The sequence below is a fragment of the Plantactinospora siamensis genome, from assembly GCF_042434095.1.
Taxonomy (GTDB): Bacteria; Actinomycetota; Actinomycetes; order Mycobacteriales; family Micromonosporaceae; genus KBS50.
Window position 1 is genome coordinate 244,209 of sequence record NZ_JBHLUE010000004.1, and the last position, 22,123, is coordinate 266,331.

20 protein-coding genes are annotated in these 22,123 nt (G+C 72.6%); 8 read left to right on the forward strand and 12 right to left on the reverse strand.

From position 1 onward, the window contains the following. Positions 1-143: 143 nt before the first annotated feature. Positions 144-1,112 (reverse strand): threonine ammonia-lyase, encoded by a 969-nt coding sequence (locus ACFFHU_RS06055; RefSeq protein WP_377336561.1) that lies wholly within the window; start codon positions 1,110-1,112, stop codon positions 144-146. A gap of 84 nt (positions 1,113-1,196) precedes the next feature. On the opposite strand from ACFFHU_RS06055, the gene ACFFHU_RS06060 reads away from it, so the two are divergent. From ACFFHU_RS06060 to ACFFHU_RS06070, 3 genes are all read left to right on the forward strand, one after another. After that, positions 1,197-2,195, forward strand: coding sequence for a LysR family transcriptional regulator (locus ACFFHU_RS06060; RefSeq protein ID WP_377336562.1), 999 nt, complete (start codon positions 1,197-1,199; stop codon positions 2,193-2,195). A 73-nt stretch (positions 2,196-2,268) separates the two neighbouring features. Beyond that, positions 2,269-3,966 carry a cellulase family glycosylhydrolase gene (locus ACFFHU_RS06065; RefSeq protein WP_377336563.1) on the forward strand — a complete coding sequence of 566 codons (1,698 nt, stop codon included), beginning with the start codon at positions 2,269-2,271 and terminating at the stop codon, positions 3,964-3,966. Between the two features lie 323 nt (positions 3,967-4,289). Further along, a complete protein-coding gene (locus tag ACFFHU_RS06070; RefSeq protein WP_377336564.1) occupies positions 4,290-5,699 on the forward strand; it encodes a pectate lyase family protein in 1,410 nt (469 codons plus the stop codon). Positions 5,700-5,754: 55 nt separating this feature from the next. Here ACFFHU_RS06070 and miaB read toward each other — a convergent pair whose 3' ends face one another. Beyond that, the gene (gene miaB / locus ACFFHU_RS06075) at positions 5,755-7,260 is read right to left on the reverse strand and encodes a tRNA (N6-isopentenyl adenosine(37)-C2)-methylthiotransferase MiaB (protein WP_377336566.1); all 1,506 of its coding nucleotides are present in this window, start codon (positions 7,258-7,260) and stop codon (positions 5,755-5,757) included. 170 nt (positions 7,261-7,430) lie between these two features. Between miaB and ACFFHU_RS06080 the strand changes: the two genes are divergently transcribed. Next, the gene (locus ACFFHU_RS06080) at positions 7,431-7,679 is read left to right on the forward strand and encodes a DUF2277 family protein (RefSeq protein WP_377336567.1); all 249 of its coding nucleotides are present in this window, start codon (positions 7,431-7,433) and stop codon (positions 7,677-7,679) included. Positions 7,680-7,925: 246 nt separating this feature from the next. Here ACFFHU_RS06080 and ACFFHU_RS06085 read toward each other — a convergent pair whose 3' ends face one another. Both ACFFHU_RS06085 and selD read right to left on the reverse strand, forming a co-directional pair. Beyond that, a complete protein-coding gene (locus ACFFHU_RS06085) occupies positions 7,926-8,408 on the reverse strand; it encodes a hypothetical protein (RefSeq protein ID WP_377336569.1) in 483 nt (160 codons plus the stop codon). A 194-nt stretch (positions 8,409-8,602) separates the two neighbouring features. Continuing rightward, on the reverse strand, positions 8,603-9,601 hold the full coding sequence (gene selD / locus ACFFHU_RS06090) for a selenide, water dikinase SelD (RefSeq protein ID WP_377336570.1): 999 nt from the start codon (positions 9,599-9,601) through the stop codon (positions 8,603-8,605). A 187-nt stretch (positions 9,602-9,788) separates the two neighbouring features. Here selD and ACFFHU_RS06095 point away from each other — a divergent pair, with 187 nt between their 5' ends. The 4 genes from ACFFHU_RS06095 to ACFFHU_RS06110 all read left to right on the forward strand — a co-directional run bounded on the left by ACFFHU_RS06095 (position 9,789) and on the right by ACFFHU_RS06110 (position 13,126). Then, positions 9,789-10,535 carry an amino acid ABC transporter ATP-binding protein gene (locus tag ACFFHU_RS06095; protein ID WP_377336573.1) on the forward strand — a complete coding sequence of 249 codons (747 nt, stop codon included), beginning with the start codon at positions 9,789-9,791 and terminating at the stop codon, positions 10,533-10,535. 66 nt (positions 10,536-10,601) lie between these two features. Then, positions 10,602-11,534: a glutamate ABC transporter substrate-binding protein gene (locus ACFFHU_RS06100; RefSeq protein WP_377336575.1), complete on the forward strand. Its 933-nt coding sequence runs from the start codon at positions 10,602-10,604 to the stop codon at positions 11,532-11,534. A gap of 66 nt (positions 11,535-11,600) precedes the next feature. Continuing rightward, the gene (locus ACFFHU_RS06105; RefSeq protein WP_377336577.1) at positions 11,601-12,257 is read left to right on the forward strand and encodes an amino acid ABC transporter permease; all 657 of its coding nucleotides are present in this window, start codon (positions 11,601-11,603) and stop codon (positions 12,255-12,257) included. Continuing rightward, positions 12,254-13,126 carry an amino acid ABC transporter permease gene (locus ACFFHU_RS06110; RefSeq protein WP_377336579.1) on the forward strand — a complete coding sequence of 291 codons (873 nt, stop codon included), beginning with the start codon at positions 12,254-12,256 and terminating at the stop codon, positions 13,124-13,126. Before ACFFHU_RS06105 ends, ACFFHU_RS06110 begins: the two co-directional genes overlap by 4 nt. A gap of 88 nt (positions 13,127-13,214) precedes the next feature. Here ACFFHU_RS06110 and rny read toward each other — a convergent pair whose 3' ends face one another. The 8 genes from rny to ACFFHU_RS06150 form a co-directional block, all read right to left on the reverse strand. Then, positions 13,215-14,990, reverse strand: a complete 1,776-nt coding sequence (gene rny / locus ACFFHU_RS06115) for a ribonuclease Y (protein WP_377336581.1) — start codon at positions 14,988-14,990, stop codon at positions 13,215-13,217. Positions 14,991-15,541: 551 nt separating this feature from the next. After that, positions 15,542-16,318: a 3-keto-5-aminohexanoate cleavage protein gene (locus ACFFHU_RS06120; RefSeq protein WP_377336583.1), complete on the reverse strand. Its 777-nt coding sequence runs from the start codon at positions 16,316-16,318 to the stop codon at positions 15,542-15,544. Then, entirely contained in the window at positions 16,319-17,050 is a 732-nt protein-coding gene (locus ACFFHU_RS06125) for a regulatory protein RecX (protein ID WP_377336585.1), read from the reverse strand. It lies immediately after the preceding gene. A gap of 29 nt (positions 17,051-17,079) precedes the next feature. After that, positions 17,080-18,126: a recombinase RecA gene (recA, locus tag ACFFHU_RS06130; RefSeq protein ID WP_377336586.1), complete on the reverse strand. Its 1,047-nt coding sequence runs from the start codon at positions 18,124-18,126 to the stop codon at positions 17,080-17,082. A 184-nt stretch (positions 18,127-18,310) separates the two neighbouring features. Then, a complete protein-coding gene (locus ACFFHU_RS06135) occupies positions 18,311-18,511 on the reverse strand; it encodes a DUF3046 domain-containing protein (protein ID WP_377336588.1) in 201 nt (66 codons plus the stop codon). A gap of 98 nt (positions 18,512-18,609) precedes the next feature. Next, positions 18,610-20,034: an MFS transporter gene (locus ACFFHU_RS06140; protein WP_377336590.1), complete on the reverse strand. Its 1,425-nt coding sequence runs from the start codon at positions 20,032-20,034 to the stop codon at positions 18,610-18,612. Positions 20,035-20,087: 53 nt separating this feature from the next. Then, a complete protein-coding gene (locus ACFFHU_RS06145; RefSeq protein ID WP_377336591.1) occupies positions 20,088-21,230 on the reverse strand; it encodes an acyl-CoA dehydrogenase family protein in 1,143 nt (380 codons plus the stop codon). A 143-nt stretch (positions 21,231-21,373) separates the two neighbouring features. Then, positions 21,374-22,078, reverse strand: a complete 705-nt coding sequence (locus ACFFHU_RS06150; RefSeq protein ID WP_377336592.1) for a UdgX family uracil-DNA binding protein — start codon at positions 22,076-22,078, stop codon at positions 21,374-21,376. Positions 22,079-22,123 lie beyond the last annotated feature (45 nt).

Below are 22,123 nucleotides of genomic sequence, written 5' to 3' on the forward strand. Positions count from 1 at the left end.
GCGCCGACCGTTCGGTACGGCGCGCCGGCGACCCCCCGTTGCCGGCGTGGCCCGCGGCGCCGTACGGCAGCGGGTCACCCGGCCGACCGCGTCGAACGCCGAGCCCCGGGCCGGTTCCGCACGGACTCGCCGCCCGGCAAGCCTCAGGCCGGCGTGGCGGGCGCGCCGAGCGCGGCCAGCTCGGCCGGGTTGGCGTTTCCGCCGCTACAGACGATGGCGACGGTCTGGCCGGCCAGCTCGGCGCGCATCGCCAGCAGCGCCGCCAGCGCCGCCGCTCCGGCCCCCTCGGCCAGGGTGTGCGCGTGGCTGGCGAGCAGCCGCTGCGCCGCGCCGATGGCCTCGTCGGAGACGAGCCGGAAGTCGGCCAGCCCGGACCGCATGAGCCGCTGCGGCAACTCGAAGCCCCGCCCGGTGGCCAGACCCTCGGCGGAGGTCCGGTCGGGCCGTCGCAGGCACCGGCCGGCTCGCCACGAGTCGTGCGCGGCCGGCGACGCGCTCGACTGCACGGCGATCACCCGGCAGCCCGGGGCGAGCGCCCGGGCCACCACGACGGCGGCCGCCGCGCCGGTCCCGCTGCCCACCGGCACGATCATGGCGTCCAGGTCCGGCACGGCCTCGAGGATCTCCAGGTACGCGGTGCCCACCCCGGCGATCAGCTCCGGCGTCTCGCCGGGGCTGACCAGCCGCAGTTCCCGGCTCGCGGCGATCCGTTCGGCCTCCTGCTGCGCGCCCGCCAGGTCGGCGCCGTGCAGCAGCACCTCGGCGCCGAGCGCCCGCGCGGCGCGTACCTTCGCGGGGTTGGCGCCGGCGGGCATCACCAGCACGCACGGCGCGTCGAACGCCGCGCTCGCGTACGCCAGCGACTGGGCGTGGTTGCCGGTCGAGTAGGTGACCACGCCACGGGCGCGCTCGGCGTCGGTCATGCCGGCCAGCAGGTGCAGGCCGCCCCGGACCTTGAACGCGCCGACCGGCTGAACGTTCTCGTGCTTGACCTGCACGCTTGCCCCGGTCTCGGCATTGAGCGCCGGATAGCTCCACATGGGTGTCACCGGCAGCCGCGGTGCGAGAGAGCGGCGGGCCTGCATGACGTGATTGATGGTCACGGCTTCCATTCCGCCATGCTGTCCGGTGACCCATGCATCGGTCCAATACCAATATCCGTCGACAATGATAGACGCCATCGATACATTGACCGCATGCTCGATGTCGCCCGGCTGCGGGTGCTGGTCGCGGTGGCCCGGCTCGGCTCGGTCACCGCGGCGGCCCGGGAGCTGCGCTACGCCCAGCCCTCGGTCAGCCACCACCTGTCCCGGCTCGAGGCGGAGACCGGCGTGCCGCTGCTGCAGCGGGTCGGCCGGGGGGTCCGGCTGACGCCGGCCGGCGCGCTGCTCGCCGAGCGGGCCGCGGAGATCCTCGGCCGGCTCGACGCGGTGGAGACCGAGCTGGCCGCGCACGCCGGGCTGCGGGCCGGCCGGGTCCGGCTGGCGGCCTTCCCGTCTGCCCTGGGGACGTTCGTCCCGGACGCGGCCGCGGCGTTCGCGACCGCCCATCCGGACGTCGAGCTGGTGCTCGTCGAGGCCGAGCCGCCGGACGCGGTCCGCGCGTTGCGGGCCGGCGAGGTGGACGTGGCGCTCACCTTCGCCCATTCCGGCACGCCGGCCGAGCCCGACGGCCTGCGCCGGACGCGGCTCCTGGTGGAGCCGCTCTATCTGGTCACCCGGGCCGGCCCGGGCCGGCAGCCGCGGCTGGCCGACCATGCCGGCGACCGCTGGATCGCCGGCTGCGAACGGTGCCGCGAACACCTGGTACGCGCCTGCGCCGCCGCCGGGTTCGTCCCGCGGGTGGCCTTCACCACGGACGACTACGTGGCCGTACAGCGGTTGGTGGCCGCGGGGCTCGGGGTGACCACGCTGCCCGCGCTGGCCCTCGCGGCGCATCGCGATGCCGCGGTCCGCGCCACCCGGCTGCCGGCCGGTGACCGGGTGATCAGCGCGGCGGTCCACGGCTCGCCGCCGGACCCGCCCGCGACCGTGGCGCTGCTGGCCCACCTGGCCAGCGCGGCCGACCGGGTCCGGGAGCTCACCACACCCGTTGACGTGGGCATCGACGGCGATCAGAATGATGTGCGGAGCCAGGGCAGTGGGACAGGTACGCGGTCGGCGGGGATGATGCCACACGGCGCCCCCGCCCGTTGAGCCATCGCGCCCTGACGCGAGCGCCGAGCAGGACTGGTCCGGGCACTCCGACCAGCTCAAGGAGCAACGCGCAATGTCACGTACCCCCCGGTCGGCCCTGCTTGCCGGCCTGCTCTCCGCGGCGCTCGCCGCGGCCGGCGGCGTGGTCGCCGCCGTGCTGGCGCCGGTCGCCGGACCGGCCGTCGCCGCGACCGGCGGCACCGGCACCGGCTACCTGCACACCAACGGCAACAAGATCGTCGACAGCACCGGCGCGACCGTCCGGCTGACCGGGTTGAACTGGTTCGGCATGGAGACGGACAACAAGACCTTCCACGGCCTGTGGTCCAGCAACCCCTGGCGGGGCCAGCTCGACCAGATGGCGCAGCTTGGCTACAACACCATCCGGGTGCCGTTCTCCGACGACGCGCTCAAGCCCGGCGCGCAGGCCACCAGCATCAACGACTACGTGAACCCGGACCTCATCGGGCTCAGCCCGATGCAGATCCTCGACAAGATCGTGGGCTACGCCGGGCAGAAGGGGATGCGGATCATCCTGGACCGGCACCGGCCCACGGCGGCCGGCCAGACGGCCCTCTGGTACACCTCTGCCGTGCCGGAGAGCACCTGGATCGCCGACTGGAAGTCGCTCGCCCAGCACTTCGCCGGCAACACCACGGTGATCGGCGCCGACCTGCACAACGAGCCGCACGCGGAGGGCACCAACCCGGCCGCCACCGGCTCGTGCTGGGGCTGCGGGGACCAGGCCCGGGACTGGCGGCTTGCCGCCGAGCGGGCCGGGAACGCCATCCTGTCGGTGCAGCCGAACTGGCTGATCTTCGTCGAGGGCGTGAGCTGCCCGAGCGGCGGCCTCTCCAACGTCTGGGACAACGACCCCAGCAACGACGAGGACTGCGGCTGGTGGGGCGGCAACCTGTCCAAGGCCGGCCAGTACCCCGTCCGGCTCAACGTGGCCAACCGGCTGGTCTACTCGCCGCACGAGTACGCGATTTCGGTCTACCACCAGACCTGGTTCGACGACCCGTCGTTCCCGGCCAACCTGCCGGGCATCTGGGACAAGTACTGGGGCTACCTCTACAAGCAGAACATCGCGCCGATCATGATGGGTGAGTTCGGCAGCACGTTGCAGGACCCGAAGGACAAGGTGTGGCTGCAGAACCTGCTGGCCTACACCGGCACCGGCGTGAACGGCATGTCCTTCACCTACTGGTCGTGGAACCCCGACTCCGGTGACACCGGCGGCATCCTCAAGGACGACTGGATCACGGTCGACCAGAACAAGCAGTCCATCCTGCAGCCGTACCTGATCCCGCCGGTCGGCGGCGGACCGACCGGGGGTCCCACGGGCGGACCGACGGGCGGCCCCACCGGCGGACCGACCGGCGGACCGACCGGCGGCCCCACCGGCGGACCGACGGGCGGCCCCACCGGCGGACCGACGGGTGGACCGACCGGCGGACCGACCGGCGGCTGCACCGCGAGCTACAAGCAGGTCAACGCGTGGCAGGGCGGGTTCCAGGGCGAGTTGACCGTGCAGAACAGCGGCAGCTCCGCCGTCAACCCGTGGTCCGTCACCTGGACCTGGCCGTCCGGGGTGACCCTGCAAAGCGGCTGGAACGCCACCGTCACCCAGTCCGGCACGACGGTCACGGCGGCGGCGCCCAGCTATGCCCCGTCGCTCGCCGCGGGCGCCTCGGTGACCATCGGCTTCACCGCCAACGGCGCCGCCAGCGCCCCGGCGTCGGTGAAGCTCTCCGGCACCGCCTGCTGATCCGCCGAAGGAAGGGCCCCTTGTTATCGCCTTTTGCATAGCAGGGGGCCCTTCTTAACAGGTACGACGGCGCCGCGGGAGTGCGGGCCGCACGAGCCAGGCGGCGGCTCCACCCGTACGCTTGATTTACAGATCTCGATGGGCGTGCTTCCATCGAGACAGCCACGTGCTGGGCCGGACGCGGGAGCCACCGCACCTCAAGGATGTCCGACCGGCGGGCTCGAGCCGCCAGGACCGGCCGATCCACCGGCGTCGCAGGGCACGACGCAGCCACGGTGGGAGGCCGATCCGCGCCGGGCCGCCGCCCCGCGAAGGGAAGCACCATGCTCGTACGACGGCGTCATCCGGCGCTGCTCGCCAGCGCCACCGTCATCGCCACCACCGTCGCCCTCGCCACCGCCGGCGTGCTGATCGCGGACGCCGCGAACGCGGCCGCCGGCTGCCGGGTCGACTACTCCGTGGGCGGCCAGTGGCAGGGCGGGTTCACCGCCAACGTCACGGTCACCAATCTCGGTGACCCGGTCTCCGCCTGGACGCTGCGCTGGTCGTACGGGGCCGGGCAGCAGGTCAGCTCCGCCTGGAACGCGACCGTGACGCAGAGCGGCAGCCAGGTCACCGCCACCAATCTGGGCTACAACGGCGGCGTCGGCACCAACGGCACGGTGTCGTTCGGCTTCAACGGCAGTTGGACCGCCAGCAACCCGACCCCGACCAACTTCACGCTCAACGGCGTCGCCTGCACCGGGATCGTGCCCAGCACTCCGCCCACCAGCCCGACCACGCCGGGCAACCCCACCGACTATCCGCCGACCCCTTCGCCGACGCCCACCGGCCCGCCCACCGCGGGACCGCCCACCACCGGCCCCACGCCCGGGCCGCAGACGCTGGTCGGTTGGGCCGCCCAGAACGGCGGCACCGTCGGCGGCGGCAGCACCCCGGCCACCACGGTCAGCACCGCCTCGGCGCTGACCACCGCCGTGGGCGCCACGAGCTCGGCGGTGATCCGGGTCTCCGGCGCCATCTCCTGCTCGGGCATGCTGCGCGTCCGATCCAACAAGACCATCATCGGCAACCCTGGCGCGACCATCGTGGGCTGTGGCTTCACCATCAGCGGCGACCGCAACGTCATCATCCGGAACCTGACCTTCCGGGACTGGAGCGACGACGCGATCAACGTGCAGGAGTCGGCCACCAACATCTGGATCGACCACAACACCCTGAGCCACGGGTACGACGGCGCGGTGGACATCAAGCGCGGCTCGGACTTCGTCACGGTGTCCTGGAACCACTTCTTCAACCACGACAAGACCATGCTGCTCGGCCACAGCGACGACAACGGCGCCCAGGACATCGGGCACCTGCGCGTGACCTATCACCACAACTGGTTCGACGGCACGACGCAGCGGCACCCGCGGGTCCGCTTCGGAAACCCGGTGCACGTCTACAACAACTACTACTTCAACAACAGCGGCTACGGCGTCGCGTCGACGATGAGCGCCGGCGTGCTCGTGGAGGGCAACTACTTCGACCACGTGAACGACCCGTACCACCTGGGCGAGGCGGACTCCGGCCCGGGCAGCCTGGTGGCCCGGAACAACTACTTCGTCAGTTCGGGCAGCGGCCAGGCCGGCGGCAGCGTCGCCGGCATCCCGTACCTGTACCCGCTGGACAGCGCGAGCACGGTGAAGGCGGTCGTGACGGCCGGTGCCGGTGCCGGCCGGATCACGCTCTGACCGGTTAGGAAGGGCCCCTTGCTATACAAAAAGCGATAACAAGGGGCCCTTCCTTTCAACTGCCGCAGGCGGTGGTGGGCGCCGGCGCCGCGGGCGGGGCGCCGACGGCCGGCAGCCCGAGCAACACCCCGGGGGTACGCGGGGAGCGGCCGGCCTCGGCCGCGTCACCGGCCCGGGTCCGGCGGTGTGCCATGGGCGCGCCGTCCGCGTTCAGGTGATGCGGTGCCGCGTACGTGATCTCGGTGTGCACGACGTCGCCGGGCCGGATCTGCCCGGCCAGGTCGCCCGTGGCGAAGTGCACCAGGCGGCCGTCCCGGGCCCGCCCGGACATCCGCCCGGTCCGCTCGTCCTTGCGCCCCTCGCCGACCGCCACGAGCACCTCGACGGTCTGCCCCACCAGGTTCCGGTTTTCCGCCCAGGTGATCTCCTCGACGCAGGCCAGCAGCCGTTCGTACCGCTCCTGGACCACCTGCTTGGGCAGCTGGTCCGGCATCGTGGCGGCCGGCGTGCCGGGGCGCTTGGAGTACTGGAACGTGAACGCCGAGGAGAACCGCGCCTCCCGGACCACGTCGAGGGTCCGCAAGAAGTCCGCCTCGGTCTCGCCGGGGAACCCGACGATGATGTCGGTGGTGATGGCCGCGTCCGGCATGGCCGCGCGGACCTTCTCGATGATCCCGAGGTATTTCTCGGCCCGGTACGACCGGCGCATGGCCCGCAGCACGTCGTCGGAGCCGGACTGCAGGGGCATGTGCAGCGAGTGGCAGACGTTCGGCGTCTCGGCCATGGCCGCGATCACGTCGTCGGTGAAGTCCCGCGGGTGCGGGCTGGTGAACCGGACCCGCTCCAGCCCGTCGATGTCGCCGCAGGCCCGCAGCAGGTCGGCGAAGGCGGACCGGTCCCCGCTGCGCCTGCCGTTCGGCTCGCCAGCGTCGCCGAAGGCCACCCCGTACGAGTTGACGTTCTGGCCCAGCAGGGTGACCTCGAGCACGCCTTCGGCCACCAGCGCCCGGACCTCGGCAAGCACGTCCCCGGGGCGGCGGTCCTTCTCCCGCCCCCGCAGCGACGGCACGATGCAGAACGTGCAGGTGTTGTTGCAGCCCACCGAGATCGACACCCACCCGGCGTACGTCGACTCGCGCCGGGCCGGCAGCGTGGAGGGGAAGACGTCCAGCGACTCGAGGATCTCCACCTCGGCCTGGGAGTTGTGCCGGGCTCGCTCCAGCAGCACCGGCAGCGAGCCGATGTTGTGGGTGCCGAACACCACGTCCACCCAGGGCGCGCGCCGGACGATCTCGCCGCGGTCCTTCTGCGCCAGGCAGCCGCCGACGGCGATCTGCATGTCGGGCCGCTTCGCCTTGGTGGGGCGCAGGTGACCGAGGTTGCCGTACAGCCGGTTGTCGGCGTTCTCCCGCACCGCGCAGGTGTTGAAGACCACGATGTCCGAGTCGTCCGCGCTGGTGGCGCGGACGTACCCGGCGTCCTCCAGCAACCCGGAGATCCGCTCGGAGTCATGCACGTTCATCTGGCAGCCGTACGTGACGACGTTGTAGGTCCTTGCCACCGGTGCTCGCGCCCCTTCCGCTTCAACCCTGCCAGCTTACGGCGTGCTGCGCGAAGGGCCGCCGGCCCGGGCGCGCTTCGGCCGGCGCGACCGGCGACCGGCCGGCGGATCCGTTCTGTCACTCGCACGTGTCAGGATCTGCGGAGACGGACGCCGACCCGGGAGAGATCATGTGCCGGAGCATCAAGACCCTGCGTGAGCCGTACGCCGAGCGGGTGACGCCGACGGACATCGAGGCCGCGGCGCTGCAGTACGTGCGAAAGATCAGCGGATTCCGGCGCCCGGCGCCGCACAACGCGGCGGCCTTCGACGCCGCGGTGGCGGCGGTGACCGCCGCGACGGCCGAGCTGCTCGACCAGCTGGTGGTGCGCCGGACCGGCGCCGCGGCGGCGACCGCCCCGGCCGGACCGACGGACTGACCCGAGCCGCCCCGCCGGCCAACTGAGCCGAGCCCGCCCCGGTCGGGCCAACTGAGCCGAGCGGCCCCGGTCGGGCCAACTGAGCCGAACGGCCCCGCCAGCCAACTGGGCCGAGCCGGCCCGCCGGCCAAGCCGGCCGGGCGGCGGTGCCCCGCGGGCACTCAGGCGGGGACGAACGCCGGGCGGCGGCACCCCCGCGGGCGCTCAGGCGGCGAGGAACGCCGGGCCGCGGCGCCCCGCGGGCGCTCAGGCGGCGACGAGCGCCGGGAGGACGGAGTCCGGCGCCCAGCGCGACTGACCGCACTGCGACCAGCCCCGGCAGTCGGGCTCGGCCGTGCTGCACAGCCGCTCGTTGCGCAGCACCTCGCCGTCCTCGGTCTCCTCGACGTCGAGGTGCACCGGCCGCACGGTGCCGTCCGGGCTCACCAGCAGGTGGCGGGTTCCGTCGTACGTGTCGTCGGCCAACAGGCAACGCCGACCGAGCCGGCGGGACAGCGCCGCCACGGCGGTGTGCTCGGCCAGCCCGACCGGCGGGCCGTAACAGTCGATCGACAGGGCGAACTCGCCGGGCCGCCGCCACACGTCGGCCAGGACCGCGCCGACCGGGAGCCGACCGGGATCGTGGGCGCCGAGCGGCACCACCGGGCGGCCGAGCGACTCGGCCAGCGCCTGGTAGACCTCCACCCGGACGAGGTCGTCATCGACCTTCCAGTTCCAGAGTTCGGTCATGCCGTCCCCACCTCTCGTTGGTGCCTGCCGGACCGGCGAGGTCATGAAGCCCGTTCGCCGGTCCCGCCCCCCGCGAACCGGACGGTTCGCCTCCTGACACGATGGTGCGGTCGGACCGGCACGGCCGGGGGCGAAGTTACCGGTCTGTGACCAATTGGGCCTGAATTGTCCGTAGTTGGCGGTTGGGCCGTCACCTATCCGACCGTCACCAACGCCTCGCCGCGCGGGCGCAGCTCGCCGATCACCGTCCCCCCGGGCACCTCGCCCGCGACCAGCAGCCCGCCCGAGGTCTGCGCGTCCGCGAGTAGCAGCCGGTCCTCCTCGGGCGTCGCCCCGAACTCGGTCCATGGCGCGACCCAGGCAAGGTTGCGCCGGCTCCCCCCGCTGACGTATCCGCCCCGCACCGCCGACCGGGCACCGTCCAGATAGGGAACCCGAGCCGGATCCACGGCCGCGGTCAGCCCGCTCGCCCGGGCCAGCTTGGAGAGGTGGCCGAGCAGGCCGAAGCCGGTCACGTCGGTCCCGCACCGGACGCCGGCCGCCACGGCGGCCCGCGCGGCGTCCCGGTTGAGCGTGGTCATCGCCGCCACGGCCTCCGGAAACACCTCCCCGGTGGCCTTGTGCCGCGAGTTGAGCACGCCGACACCCAGCGGCTTGGTCAGCGACAGCGGCAGCCCCGGCCGGCCGGCGTCGAGGGTGATCATCTCCTCCGGCCGGACGATCCCGGTCACCGCGAGCCCGTACTTGGGCGCCTCGTCGTCCACGCTGTGCCCGCCGGCCAGGTGACAGCCGGCCTGCCGGGTCAGCTCGTACCCGCCCCGGAGCACCTCACCGGCGATCTCCAGCGGCAGCACCTCCCGCGGCCAGCAGAGCAGGTTCAGCGCCACCAGCGGCGTTCCGCCCATGGCGTAGACGTCGGAGAGGGCGTTGCAGGCGGCGATCCGACCCCAGTCGTACGGGTCGTCCACCACCGGGGTGAAGAAGTCCACTGTGGCCACCGCCGCCGTACGCTCGTCCAGCCGGACCACGGCCGCGTCGTCGCCGTTCTCCACCCCCACCAGCAGGTCGTCCCGCCCGCCGCCGGCCGGGATGCCCAGGCCGGCCACGACGGCCTCCAGCTCCCCCGGCGGGATCTTGCAGGCGCATCCGCCACCCCGGGCATACTGCGTCAATCGGACCGGTTCCATGGCCATTACCTCCGCACGGATCTGCCGCCGTACCCATCCTGCCCGGCGCCGACGCCGGAGTTTGCAGGTGGTTGGTGTTATTGCTCCGTGACCTCTTTCGGTTGCGCGCTGGTACACGGTCCCGCCTACAGTGACCGTTCATAGGTGAGGCAAACCTGAGCCAGCGCCGGGAACGGCGAGCAAAGGGGACGATGTGACGACGGGCGAGCCGCTCATCGTGCTCGAGGCGGTCAACAAGTGGTTCGGCCCGCTGCACGTGCTGCACGATGTGAACCTCTCGGTCGACCGGGGCGAGGTGGTCGTGGTCATCGGCCCGTCCGGGTCCGGCAAGTCGACCCTGTGCCGCGCCATCAACCGGCTGGAGCCGATCGACTCGGGCACCATCACCTTCGACGGCCAGCCGCTGCCGGCGGAGGGCCGCGCGCTGGCCCGGCTGCGCAGCGAGGTGGGCATGGTGTTCCAGTCGTTCAACCTCTTCGCGCACAAGACGATCCTGGAGAACGTCACGCTGGGCCCGCTGAAGGTACGCCGGGAGAAGCCGGCCGCCGTCCGGGAGCGGGCGCTCGCGCTGCTCGACCGGGTCGGCATCGCCAGCCAGGCGGACAAGTACCCGGCCCAGCTCTCCGGCGGCCAGCAACAGCGAGCTGCCATCGCCCGGGCGCTCGCCATGCAGCCCAAGGCCATGCTCTTCGACGAGCCCACCAGCGCGCTGGACCCGGAGATGGTCGGCGAGGTCCTCGACGTGATGACCTCGCTGGCCCGGGACGGGATGACGATGGTCGTGGTCACCCACGAGATGGGCTTCGCCCGGCACGCCGCCAACCGGGTGATCTTCATGTCGGACGGGCAGCTCGTCGAGGACGCGGCGCCCACCGAGTTCTTCGCCAACCCACGCAGCGAGCGGGCCAAGGACTTCCTTTCCAAGATCTTGACGCACTGACAGCCGGAGTGGACGGCTACCCCGACCATCGGGGTGGTTCCGTGCACGATGACGAAGGAGCACACAATGCGGATGACTCGTGTGGCGGCGGCGGCCCTGATGGCCACCCTCGCCGTTTCGGCGGCCGGCTGCGGCAAGTCGGGCGAACCGGCCCCGTCCGGAGGTAGCGGCTCGAACGCCGCGGCCGGGGACGCCTGTACGTCCTCGGGCGCCACCTTCACCCCGGCCGGCGACGCGAACGTCGCGGGCAGTCCGACCTTCTCCAAGATCAAGAGCGCCGGCAAGGTGACGGTCGGCGTCAAGTTCGACCAGCCCAACCTCGGCTACAAGGACGCCAGCGGCAAGCGGTGCGGCTTCGACATCGAAATCGCGCAGTACATCGCCAGCAAGCTCGGCGTCGACCCGGCAAAGATCGAGTACAAGGAGATCGCGTCGGCCAACCGGGAGACCGCCATCAAGGGCGGCGAGGTCGACTACTACGTCGGGACGTACTCGATCACCGACAAGCGCAAGAACGACATCTCGTTCGCCGGGCCGTACTTCATCGCCGGCCAGGACCTGCTGGTTCGCAAGGACGAGAGCTCGATCACCGGCAAGGACACCCTCAAGGGCAAGAAGGTCTGCTCGGCCACCGGCTCCACCCCGATCCAGCGGGTCCGGGACCAGCAGCTCACCGAGCCGGGCAACATCGTCGAGTTCAAGACCTACTCCGAGTGCGTGTCCCAGTTGCTGGACAAGAAGGTCGACGCGGTGACCACCGACGACGCCATCCTCAAGGGCTACGCCGCGCAGAACCCGGACGAGCTCAAGGTGGTCGGCCAGCCGTTCAGCACCGAGAAGTACGGGATCGGCCTGCCGAAGGACGACAAGGCGCTGCGGGACTACGTCAACAACCAGATCGAGGCGGCCGAGAAGGACGGCACCTGGCAGAAGATCTACGACGGCACGCTGGGCAAGTCCGGCTCGAAGGCCACCCCGCCGCCGCTCGAGCGGTACTGAGGCAGGACGGCGAGGGCCGGGCGGTGATCCCGCCCGGCCCCCCGGGACGTACGCAGGAAGGCAGGCATGGGCGACTTCTTTCGGGTGCTCACCGACAACGGTGACGTGTTTGGCCGCGGCTTCCGTACCACGGTCGAGCTGTTCCTGATCGCGGCGGTGAGCTGCCTGGTGCTCGGCACGCTGCTGGGCGCGATGCGGGTGTCCCCCGTGCCGGCGCTGCGCGCCTTCGGCGCCGCGTACGTCAACGTCGTCCGCAACACGCCGCTGACCCTGGTCTTCGCGTTCCTGGTCTTCGCCGCGCCGAAGCTGAACATCAACATCCCGTACTTCCGCACCGCGATGATCGCGCTGACCGTCTACACGGCCGCGTTCGTCTGCGAGGTGGTGCGGTCCGGGGTCAACACGGTCGCTCCGGGGCAGGCCGAGGCGGCCCGCGCGCTGGGCATGACGTTCACGCAGGTGCTCGGGCAGGTGGTGCTGCCCCAGGCGGTCCGCTCGATGGTGCCGCCGCTGATGAGCGTGCTGATCGCCATGCTGAAGAACACCACCATCGCGGCCGGCTTCTCGGTGGGGGAGGCCGGCGCCATCCCCGCGTACCTGTCCGAGCGGGGTGAGCCGCAGTTCTCGGTGCTGATCTGGATCACGCTCGGCTTCCTGATCCTGATCCTGCCGCTGGTCTATCTGCAGCGGTTCCTCGAGCGGAAGTGGGCCGTGGCGCGATGAACCAATCCTCGGTGCTGTTCGACCTGCCGGGCCCGCGCGCCCGGCGGCGCAACGCGGTGATCGGCGCGCTGACCGTGCTGGTGATCGTCGCCCTGATCGCGTTCGTGATCTACCGCTTCTACGCCACCGGCCAGTTCGAGCCGATTCGCTGGGAGCAGTTCCAGTACACGGCCGTGCAGCGGGAACTGCTGAACGGGCTGCTCGCAACGTTGAGGGCCGCCGGCCTCGGCGCGGTGTTGGCGCTGGCCTTCGGCGCCGTCTTCGCGGCCGCCCGGCTCAGCGACCGGGCGTACGTCCGCGCGCCGGCCACGTTCGTGGTCGAGCTGTTCCGGGCCATCCCGCTGCTGATCCTGATCTTCTTCTTCTACTACGGGCCGCTGCAGTTCGGCAGCCGGCTGCCCGCCCTGTGGGCGCTGGTGTTCGGGCTCACCCTCTACAACGGGTCGGTGCTGGCCGAGATCTTCCGGGCCGGCATCAACGCGATCCCGCGCGGCCAGTCCGAGGGCGCGTACGCGATCGGGCTGGGCAAGAGCCAGGTGCTGCGGCTGATCATGCTGCCGCAGGCGTTCCGGGCCATGCTGCCGGCCATCGTCAGCCAGCTCGTGGTGCTGCTCAAGGACACCGCCCTGGGCTTCGTCATCACCTATCCAGAGCTGCTGTACGCCGGTAGGGCCGTCGGGGGTCGGCTGCCGTTCCGGCTGCCCTATGTGCCGTCGTACCTGGTCGTCGCGGCCATCTACATCGCCATCTGCGGCGCGCTGTCCTTCTTCGCCTGGTGGCTTCAGCGCCGGCTCAACCGGCAGGGACGCAGCAGCGGCGTCGTGCTGCCGGCCCAGGACGCCACCGGGGAGGCCGCGCACGCGGTGTGACCCGCCCGCCGGCCTCCGCCGGCGATCGGCCGGACGCCGGCCTCCGCCGGAGGTCGGCCGGCGCGGCCGGCGCCGGTCCCGGCCGGCGTCAGCGGGCGATCTCGGTCACCCGGGACTCGCGCACGACCGTCACGCGGATCTGCCCCGGGTACGTCAGCTCCTCCTCGATCTGCTTGGCCACGTCCCGGGCCAGCACGGCCGCGGCGATGTCGTCCACGTCCTCCGGCTTCACCATCACCCGGATCTCCCGCCCGGCCTGCATGGCGAAGACCTTCTCCACCCCGGATTTGCCGCCGGCGATCTCCTCGATCCGCTCGAGCCGGTTGACGTACGCCTCGAGGCTCTCCCGCCGCGCCCCCGGCCGCCCTCCGGAGCAGGCGTCGGACGCCTGGGTGAGCACGGCCTCGATGGTCTGCGGCGGCACCTCGTTGTGATGCGCCTCGATCGCGTGCACCACGTCGTCGCTCTCGCCGTACTTGCGGGCCAGGTCGGCCCCGATGATCGCGTGGCTGCCCTCCACCTCGTGGGTGAGCGCCTTGCCGATGTCGTGCAGGAACGCCGCCCGCTTGATCGTGGGTACGTCCAGCCGGAGCTCGGCGGCCATCACACCGGCGATGTGCGCGGTCTCGACGAGGTGCTTGAGCACGTTCTGCCCGTACGAGGTCCGGTAGCGCAACCGGCCGAGCAGGTCGACCAGCTCGTCGTGGATCTCGGTGATCCCCACCTCGACCAGCGCGTCCTCGGCGGACCGCCGGCACAGTCCGGCGACCTCCTGGCGGGCGGTGTCATAGACCTCCTCGATCCGGTGCGGGTGGATCCGACCGTCCAGCACCAGCTTCTCCAGCGTGAGCCGGCCAACCTCCCGGCGTACCGGATCGAAGCAGGACAGCAGCACCGCCTCCGGGGTGTCATCGATGATCAGATTGACCCCGGTGACCGACTCGAACGCGCGGATGTTGCGGCCCTCGCGGCCGATGATCCGGCCCTTCATCTCGTCGCCGGGCAGGTGCAGCACGCTGACCACGCTTTCCGCGGTCTGCTCGCTGGCCACCCGCTGGATCGCGTCCACCACGATGTGCCGGGCCCGGTGCTCGGCGGTGGCCCGGGCGTCACTCTCGATGTCCCGGGCAAGGATCGCGGCCTCCCGCTTGGCCTGCCCCTCGATCGTCTCCACCAGCTCCTGCCGGGCCGCGTCGGCGGTCAACCCGGCGATCCGCTCCAACTCCCGCCGGTGCCGCTCCTCCCCCTCGGCGAGCGCCTCCTCCCGCTGCGCCAGCGCGGCCTCGCGGACGGCGAGGTCGGCGTTGGCCGCGGTGAGCCGGCGCTCCCGCTCGGCCAGCCGCTCCACCTCCTCGGTGTGCAGCCGCTCCCGTTCGTCCATCCGCTGCGCCCGGCGCTCGACCTCGGCCGCCTGCTCGCGGGTGGTGGAGGCCAGCATGGCCACCTCGCGCTCGCCGCTGCGCCGGGCGGCCGCCCGGACCTCCTCGGCGTCGCTCTCCGCCTGCCGGTGCGCGCGTTCCAGGACGTTGTCGGCCTCGGCCCGGGAGGCCTCGAGCACCCGGCGCGCCTCGGCGCGCGCGGCGCTCGCCTCCGCCTTGGCGGCGGCGGCCTCCGCACGGGCGGCGGCCGCCGCCGACTTGGCCACATCGATCGAGGAGGACGCCTCGTCGGCTGCCTCGCGCAGGGCCGCCAGCGACTGCTCCTGCCGGTCCCGCTCGGCCACGAACGCCGGGTCATCCGTCGCCGCGGCCGGCCGCACGGCGCCGAGCCGCCGGATCACCCGGGCACCGAGCACCAGGGCGACCACGACCACCGCAGCCAGCAGCACGATGGCGAGCAGCAGCACCAACTCCAGGCCGCTCATCGCGACGCTCCGCGGGGTCCCGCCCCGACCTGGCCGACCTGCCACCGGGTCATGCCGGCCTCCCCTCCACGACGCGGTACCGGAGGCGTGGGCGTCCGGGCCCGCTCTGCGCTTCGAGACGCCCGACCTGGGCGGGTGCTGCGGATAGGTGCCATCGGACGGCGCGGAGAGGCCGCGCCGCCGGTGGCCGACATCGCTGTCGACGCGCCCCCGGATCGGCCATCCGGGGGTTGGTGATCTGGCCACTGAGCTGGCCGAAACGTTGTCGTACTGTTATGCCATCTATGTTGCGCGCGTTGCCCACGCTGGTCGGACTGTTCTCACCTTTGTATGGCGAGGCTAGGTCGCAAGGGGCCGTTCGGTCAAGGAGTCATGATCGATCAGCCGGACGTCCCCCACCGATTGCCCCCGGCGCGCCAGGTCTTACCCGGGGACTCGCGGTGCACACTCTGAGTGATCCAAGCCAGGACGACCCTGATACCAGCGGCCGGAAGCCGGGGGCGGGGACCCGGCAGCCAGCAGCCGGTAGCCACGGGATGTGCGGCCAGGAGTCAACCGGCGCCGAGCGCCACGGCGGCCGCGACCAGCGCGGCGTTGTCGGGCGCCGGCGAGCCGTCCGGCAGCTCGGTGGTGTCCTCCAGGCCGATCCGGGTGTGCAGGCCGAGCCGTACGGCGAGCCGCAGGACCGGCCACGTTCCGGGACCCTCGGCGTGCAGCAGCACCGCGGGTGCGGCCGGATCCCGGCCGCCCGCTCCGACGCCCAGCGCCGACAACAGCTCCTCGGCCTGCCCCACGGCCGGATCGTCGGGCCGGCGCTCACCGCCGTCCAAGCCCGGCGCCGGCTGCGCCCCGGCGGACCCGTCGGGCAGGCATTCGAGCAGGATGCGGTCCACCGGCACCCGCCAGCGCCGGTACGCGATCACGGCGTCCGGCGTCCACAGGCCCGCCTCCACCCCGACCCCCAGCTCGTGCAGTGCCGCAGCCACCGCCTCGGCGCCCGGCTCGTGCGCGTTGACGGAGGCGAAATCGGGCGGCGTGGTCCAGCCGCGTACGGCGGCCACCCGGGCCGCCGGGTCGGGGGCGATCCAGGCGCCGGTGGTGACCCCCACCGGGGTGCCTGGACACGCCGCGCGGACCGCCGACACCGCCGCCGCCACGTAGGCAGCGTCCAGGGTCTCCGCCTCGTCGTGGCCGCGCGGGTGCAGGTGCACGGCGTCCGCTCCGGCCGCCACGCATCGGGCGGCGTCGGCCGCCAGCTCAGCCGCGGTCACCGGCACGGCGGGGTGGTCGCGCCGGCTACGGCCACCGTTGAGGCAGACCTTCAGCACCTAGCGGCCGTCCCGCTCGCCGTCGCCCAGCTCGGCGTCCGCCAAAGCATCCGGGTCGAGCTGGTCGGCGAACTCCGCCGCCTCGGCGCTCTGTGCGGCCAACGCCTCCTTCACGGCGCCGATCGCGACCCCGGGCGGGTATCCCTTGCGGGCCAGCATTCCCACCAGACGGCGGAATACCGCGTCCGGCTCGCCCCGGGTTGTGCGCAGCTTCCGATCCACCAGCGCCCGTGCCGTCTCGGCCTCGGTCGCCTCATCCAGCTCGCCGAGTGCCTCGGTGGCGACCTCCCGGTCCACCCCGCGCTGGCGCAGCTCGTTGGCGAGGGCTCGGCGCGCCAACCCCCGCCCGGTGTGCCGGCTGCTCACCCAGGCCCGCGCGAAGGCCGCGTCGTCGATCATCCCGACCTCGCCGTACCGGTCGAGGACCGTGGCAGCCACCTCCTCGGAGATCCCCCGCCGGGTCAGCGCGGTGGCCAGCTCGGCGCGGGTACGCGGCCGCACGGCGAGCTGACGCAGGCAGATCTCCCGGGCCAGCTCCGCCTCGTCGCGAGGCGGAGCTGCGGCCTCGGAACGGGGGCCCCCGGCCCCCGCCTCGTCGGCCGCCGCGCCCTCGGTCGACTGGCCGTGGCCGGCCGCCGGGCCGTCGGTCGGCTGACCGCGTCGGGCCCGCAGCGGTCGAGGCGGGGACGCGTCCCAGCCCCGACCGCTGCGGGCCCCCCGTCGTCCGGGCATGGCTCAGCGCGCTCTCGGGTCGGCGGTGCTCAGAAGTCCACCGGCGGAAGCTCGGGTCCACCGGCCGCGTCGCTGGCCCCGGTGCCGACGCCGAGCTTCTCGAGGATCTTCTTCTCGATCTCGGCCGCCACGTCCGGGTTTTCCTTGAGGAACTCCCGGGCCTTCTCCTTGCCCTGGCCGAGCTGGTCACCGTCGTAGGTGTACCAGGCGCCCGACTTGCGGATGATCGCCTGCTCCACGCCCACGTCGATCAGCGAGCCCTCGCGGGAGATGCCCTTGCCGTACATGATGTCGAACTCGGCCTGCTTGAACGGCGCGGCCACCTTGTTCTTCACCACCTTGACCCGGGTCCGGTTACCGACCACGTCGGTGCCGTCCTTCAAGCTCTCGATGCGTCGCACGTCGAGCCGGACCGAGGCGTAGAACTTCAACGCCCGGCCGCCGGTCGTCGTCTCGGGGCTGCCGAACATGACGCCGATCTTTTCCCGGAGCTGGTTGATGAAGATCGCGGTGGTGCCGGTGTTGTTGAGCACACCCGTGATCTTCCGGAGCGCCTGGCTCATCAGGCGCGCCTGGAGGCCGACATGGCTGTCGCCCATCTCGCCCTCGATCTCGGCGCGCGGCACCAGCGCCGCCACCGAGTCGATCACGACAATGTCGAGCGCACCGGACCGGACCAGCATGTCCGCGATCTCCAGCGCCTGCTCACCGGTGTCCGGCTGGGAGACCAGCAGGGCATCGGTGTCCACCCCGAGCGCCCGGGCGTACTCCGGGTCGAGCGCGTGCTCGGCGTCGATGAAGGCCGCGATGCCGCCGGCCCGCTGGGCGTTGGCCACGGCGTGCAACGCCACGGTCGTCTTACCGCTGGACTCCGGGCCGTAGATCTCGACCACGCGCCCCCGAGGCAGGCCGCCCACGCCGAGCGCCACGTCGAGCGCGATGGAGCCGGTCGTAATGACCGCGGTCTGCACGACCGGTCGCTCACCCAGCCGCATCACCGAGCCCTTGCCGAACTGCTTGTCGATCTGAGCGAGAGCCAGGTCGAGTGCCTTCTCCCGGTCAGGTCCTGCCGCCATGGTCGCCACCCCTGCCTTCGCCGGCGTCTTCGTTGCACCTTTAGTCACACGGACACGCTAGGCGCTGGGTACGACAGAAACGACTCCCCCCGGCCGTGTCCTGTGGACAGCGCCTCAGCTGTGGACAATAGCCGAACACCTGTACGAGATCGTGCCCGACACGCGATCCGGTCGAAAAAGCAGCTCACCGTAGCCGCGCGGGCACCCGATCGGGATAGGCCGCGCAGACCGCGCGCCACACCACGACGGTTTCCTCGCCGTCCGCGATGGCCTGCCCCACGGTCCGCCCGTTCAGCTGGGACAGCACCTGGTCGGTTGCGATGCTGGCGGCGTAGCCCGGACCGAACACCTGCTCCATCCGCGTCCAGAAGTCCGTCAGCCGCACGAAACCCCACGTCCCTTCGCTCCACGAACCGCCGGGCACGCCGCCCGAGCGCGGCCGCCGGCTCGGCGCCGGGCACCCGTTCCGGGCCGCCACGGCGGTCACCTCGCTCCGGCGGCTCCCGCCGGCACCGGCCGCAACGCTAGCGCCAGCAGCGGCACGACGGCGACCGCCGCCAGCGCGGTCAGTACGGGGTAACCGGCGAACTGCACCACAAACCCGCTGGCAGCGCCGGCGGACGCGCCGGCGAGGCCCATGATCAGATCGGACAGCCCCTGGGCCGCCGGCCGCAAGTCCACCGGCACCGACTCGGACAGCAGCGTCGACCCCGCGACCATGGTGCCGGACCACCCGAGGCCGAGCAGCGCGAGGCCGACCGCCAGGCGGGGCGTGTGGTGTCCGGCCGTGCCGGCCACGGCACAGGCGGCGAGCAGCACCATCACCGCACCGAGAATGACGGGTCGCCGGCCCGTGCGGTCGGTCAGCCAGCCGATCACCGGGGACAGCGCGTACATCCCGGCGATGTGCAGGCTGAGGACCAGCCCCACCAGTCGCAGCACGTCCGCCTCGGCGTGCGACTCGCCGATGCGTACCGGGGTCATCGTCATCACCGCGACCATCGCGACATGGCCAATGGCGACGGCCGTCACCCCGAGCCGAGCGTCGGGCCGGGACCGCACCGCCCGCAATCCGTCCAGCAGCCCCGCCCGGCGGGCCGGTCCGGGCCCGCCCGCCTCGGCGTCCGCGCCGACCGGCAGCTCGGCGTCCGCGCCGACCGGCAGCTCGGCGTCCGCGCCGACCGGCAGCTGGGCGTCCGCGCCGACCGGCGCCCCGGCCTGCGGGGTACGGGCCACCGCGGCGTCCGGCGCGCCGGTCGGCGCGGCGAACCGACGGGCCGTGAGCAGCGGGTCCGGTCGCAGCAGCACGAACAGCAGCACCGCCGCGAGCACGAAGGCCGCGGCGCTGAACCCGAACGGGCCGGCGTACTCCGGCAGTCCGGCCCGCCGGGTGGTGGCGTCGGCCGCGGCGGCGAAGTTGGGCGCGGCCACCGAGCCCACCGTGGTGGCCCAGACGATCAGGCCGAGTTGGCGGGCCCGGCGTGCCGGGTCGGCCAGGTCGACGGCGGTGTACCGGGCCTGGAGATTGGCCGTGGTGCTGCCGCCGAACAGCAGCATTCCGGCGAAGAGCAGCGGTACCCAGCCACGCACCGCCGCGAGCACCACGAACAGCCCGCCGACCGCGCCGGCCAGGTAGCCGAGCACCAGCCCCGGCCGCCGACCGTACGCCGTCATGACCCGGGTGACGGGCACCGCGAGCAGCGCGCCGCCCACCACGCTCGCCGCCTGGGTCAGCCCGGAGACCGCGGTGCCGGCGATGCTGCGGGCCAGCAGCGCGCCGACGGAGATCCCGATGGTCACGCCGATCCCGCTGATGATCTGGGTGACGAACAGCAGCCGGACGGTACGGCGTTGGATCGCTGGCGCGTCGACGCGGACGCCGGGCGGCGCAGTCAGCTCGGTGGCCAAGGAAGGGACCCTTCTCATCGGTTGTCCGGGCGGGGCCTGGCCAACCTCTCGCGTCACAGGCCCAGGCCGCGACCGATTATCTCCTTCATGATCTCGGTCGTCCCGCCGTAGATGGTTTGCACCCGGCTGTCCAGCCAGGCCTTCGCCACCGGATACTCCAGCATGAAGCCGTACCCGCCGTGCAGCTGGACGCACCGGTCGGCGACCTTGTTCTGCAGCTCGGTGGTCCACCACTTGGCCTTGGCCGCGTCGGTGACGGACAGCCGTCCCGCGGTGAACTCGGCCAGGCAGTGGTTCACGAACGTCCGCGCGATGGTGACCTCGGTGTCCAGCTCCGCCAGCAGGAACCGGTTGTGTTGGAAGGCGCCGATCGGGCGGCCGAACGCCTCCCGGGTGCGCGCGTACTCCAGGGTGGTGGCGAGCAGCCGCTCGGCGGCCGCCACCGCGGCGACGGCGATGCTCAGCCGTTCCCGGGGCAGGTTGCCCATCAGGTGGTAGAAGCCGTGGTTCTCGGTGCCGAGCAGGTTTTCCGCCGGCACCCGGCAGTCGGTGAAGAACAGCTCGGCGGTGTCGTTGGCCTTGAGGCCGACCTTGGCCAGCCGGCGGCCCCGGTCGAACCCGGGGGTGCCCCGCTCGACGGCGATCAGGCTGAGGCCGTGCGCGCCCTGCTCGGCGGCGGTCCTGGCCACCACGATCACGAGGTCGGCCAGCTCGCCGTTGGTGATGAAGGTCTTCTGCCCGTTCAGCAGGTAACCGTCGCCGTCGCGTACCGCGGTGGTGCGGACGCCGGCCAGGTCCGAACCGGCGCCCGGCTCGCTCATCGCGATCGCCGTGATCAGGTCGCCGGAGCAGAACCCGGGCAGCCACCGCTTGCGCTGATCGCCGGTCGTCAGCTCGGTGAGGTACGGCGCCACCACGTCGTTGTGCAGCCCGAAGCCCAGCCCGGAGCAGCCGGCCGCGACGATCTCCTCGACCAGCACGGCGTTGAACCGGAAGTCCCGTTGACCGCCGCCGCCGTACTCCTCAGGCACGTCCGGGCCGAGCAGCCCGGCCCGGCCCGCGGCCCGCCACACGTCGCGGTCGACGATGCCCTCGGCCTCCCACCGCTCGTGCCGCGGCGTCGCCTCGCGGGCCAGGAACTCCCGGCAGAGCGCCCGGAACTCGTCGTGCACCGGCTCGTAGAGATGCTGCTCCATGCGGCCAGTCTGGCACCCGGCGCTCGGGCTGTCCCACCGCGAGCGTTCGTGGCGGCACGGCCGGCGGTCAGCCGCCGGCTGGTCAGGACGCCGGCAGCGCCGCCGTGGTCAGCCGGCGGACTCGGGCCAGCGTGGACGGCGGGTCAGTGCCCGTTCAGTGCCCCGGCCGCCACCTTGAGGTCGGCCACCAGGCCCGCGTACGCCTCGTCCCGGTTGTCGGCGCGCAGCACCGCGGACGGGTGGATGGTGGCGAGCAGTTGGGCCGGCGGAGCGTCCGCACGGTCGCCGCGGGAGTCGACCGGCACCCGGCGGAAGTCGTCCGGGTTCTGCGCGGCGTCCGGCCAGGGCATCAGCGTGCCCCGGGACTGGGTCACCCGGAACGACGGGCCGAGCAGCGCCTTGCCGGCGGTGGCGCCGAGCACGATCACGACCTCGGGCTTCAGCTGCGCGAACTCCGCCACCAGCCAGGGCCGGCAGGCCACGATGTGGGTCCGGTCCGGGCTCTGGTGGATCCGCCGCTTGCCGCGCAGCTCGAACCGGAAGTGCTTCACGGCGTTCGTGATATAGACCGACCTCGGGTCGATCCCCGCGTCGTCCACGGCCTCCCGCAGCAGGTGGCCGGCCGGGCCCACGAACGGCAGGCCCTTCCGGTCCTCCATGTCGCCCGGCTGCTCGCCGACGAACACGGCCCGGGCCCCGGCGTCGCCGCGGCCGAACACGGTCTGGGTGGCCGGCTCGTACAGCTCGCACCCGCGGCATCCGCCGGCGGCGGCCTTGAGCGCCGCCAGGTCGTCGGCGTCGGGCGGGATGAACTGCTGCGCGCCGGGCGCGGTCCGGGTCTCGGCCATGCGCACAGTTCTACCCCGGCGGAGCCGCCGCACGCCTCCGGCCCG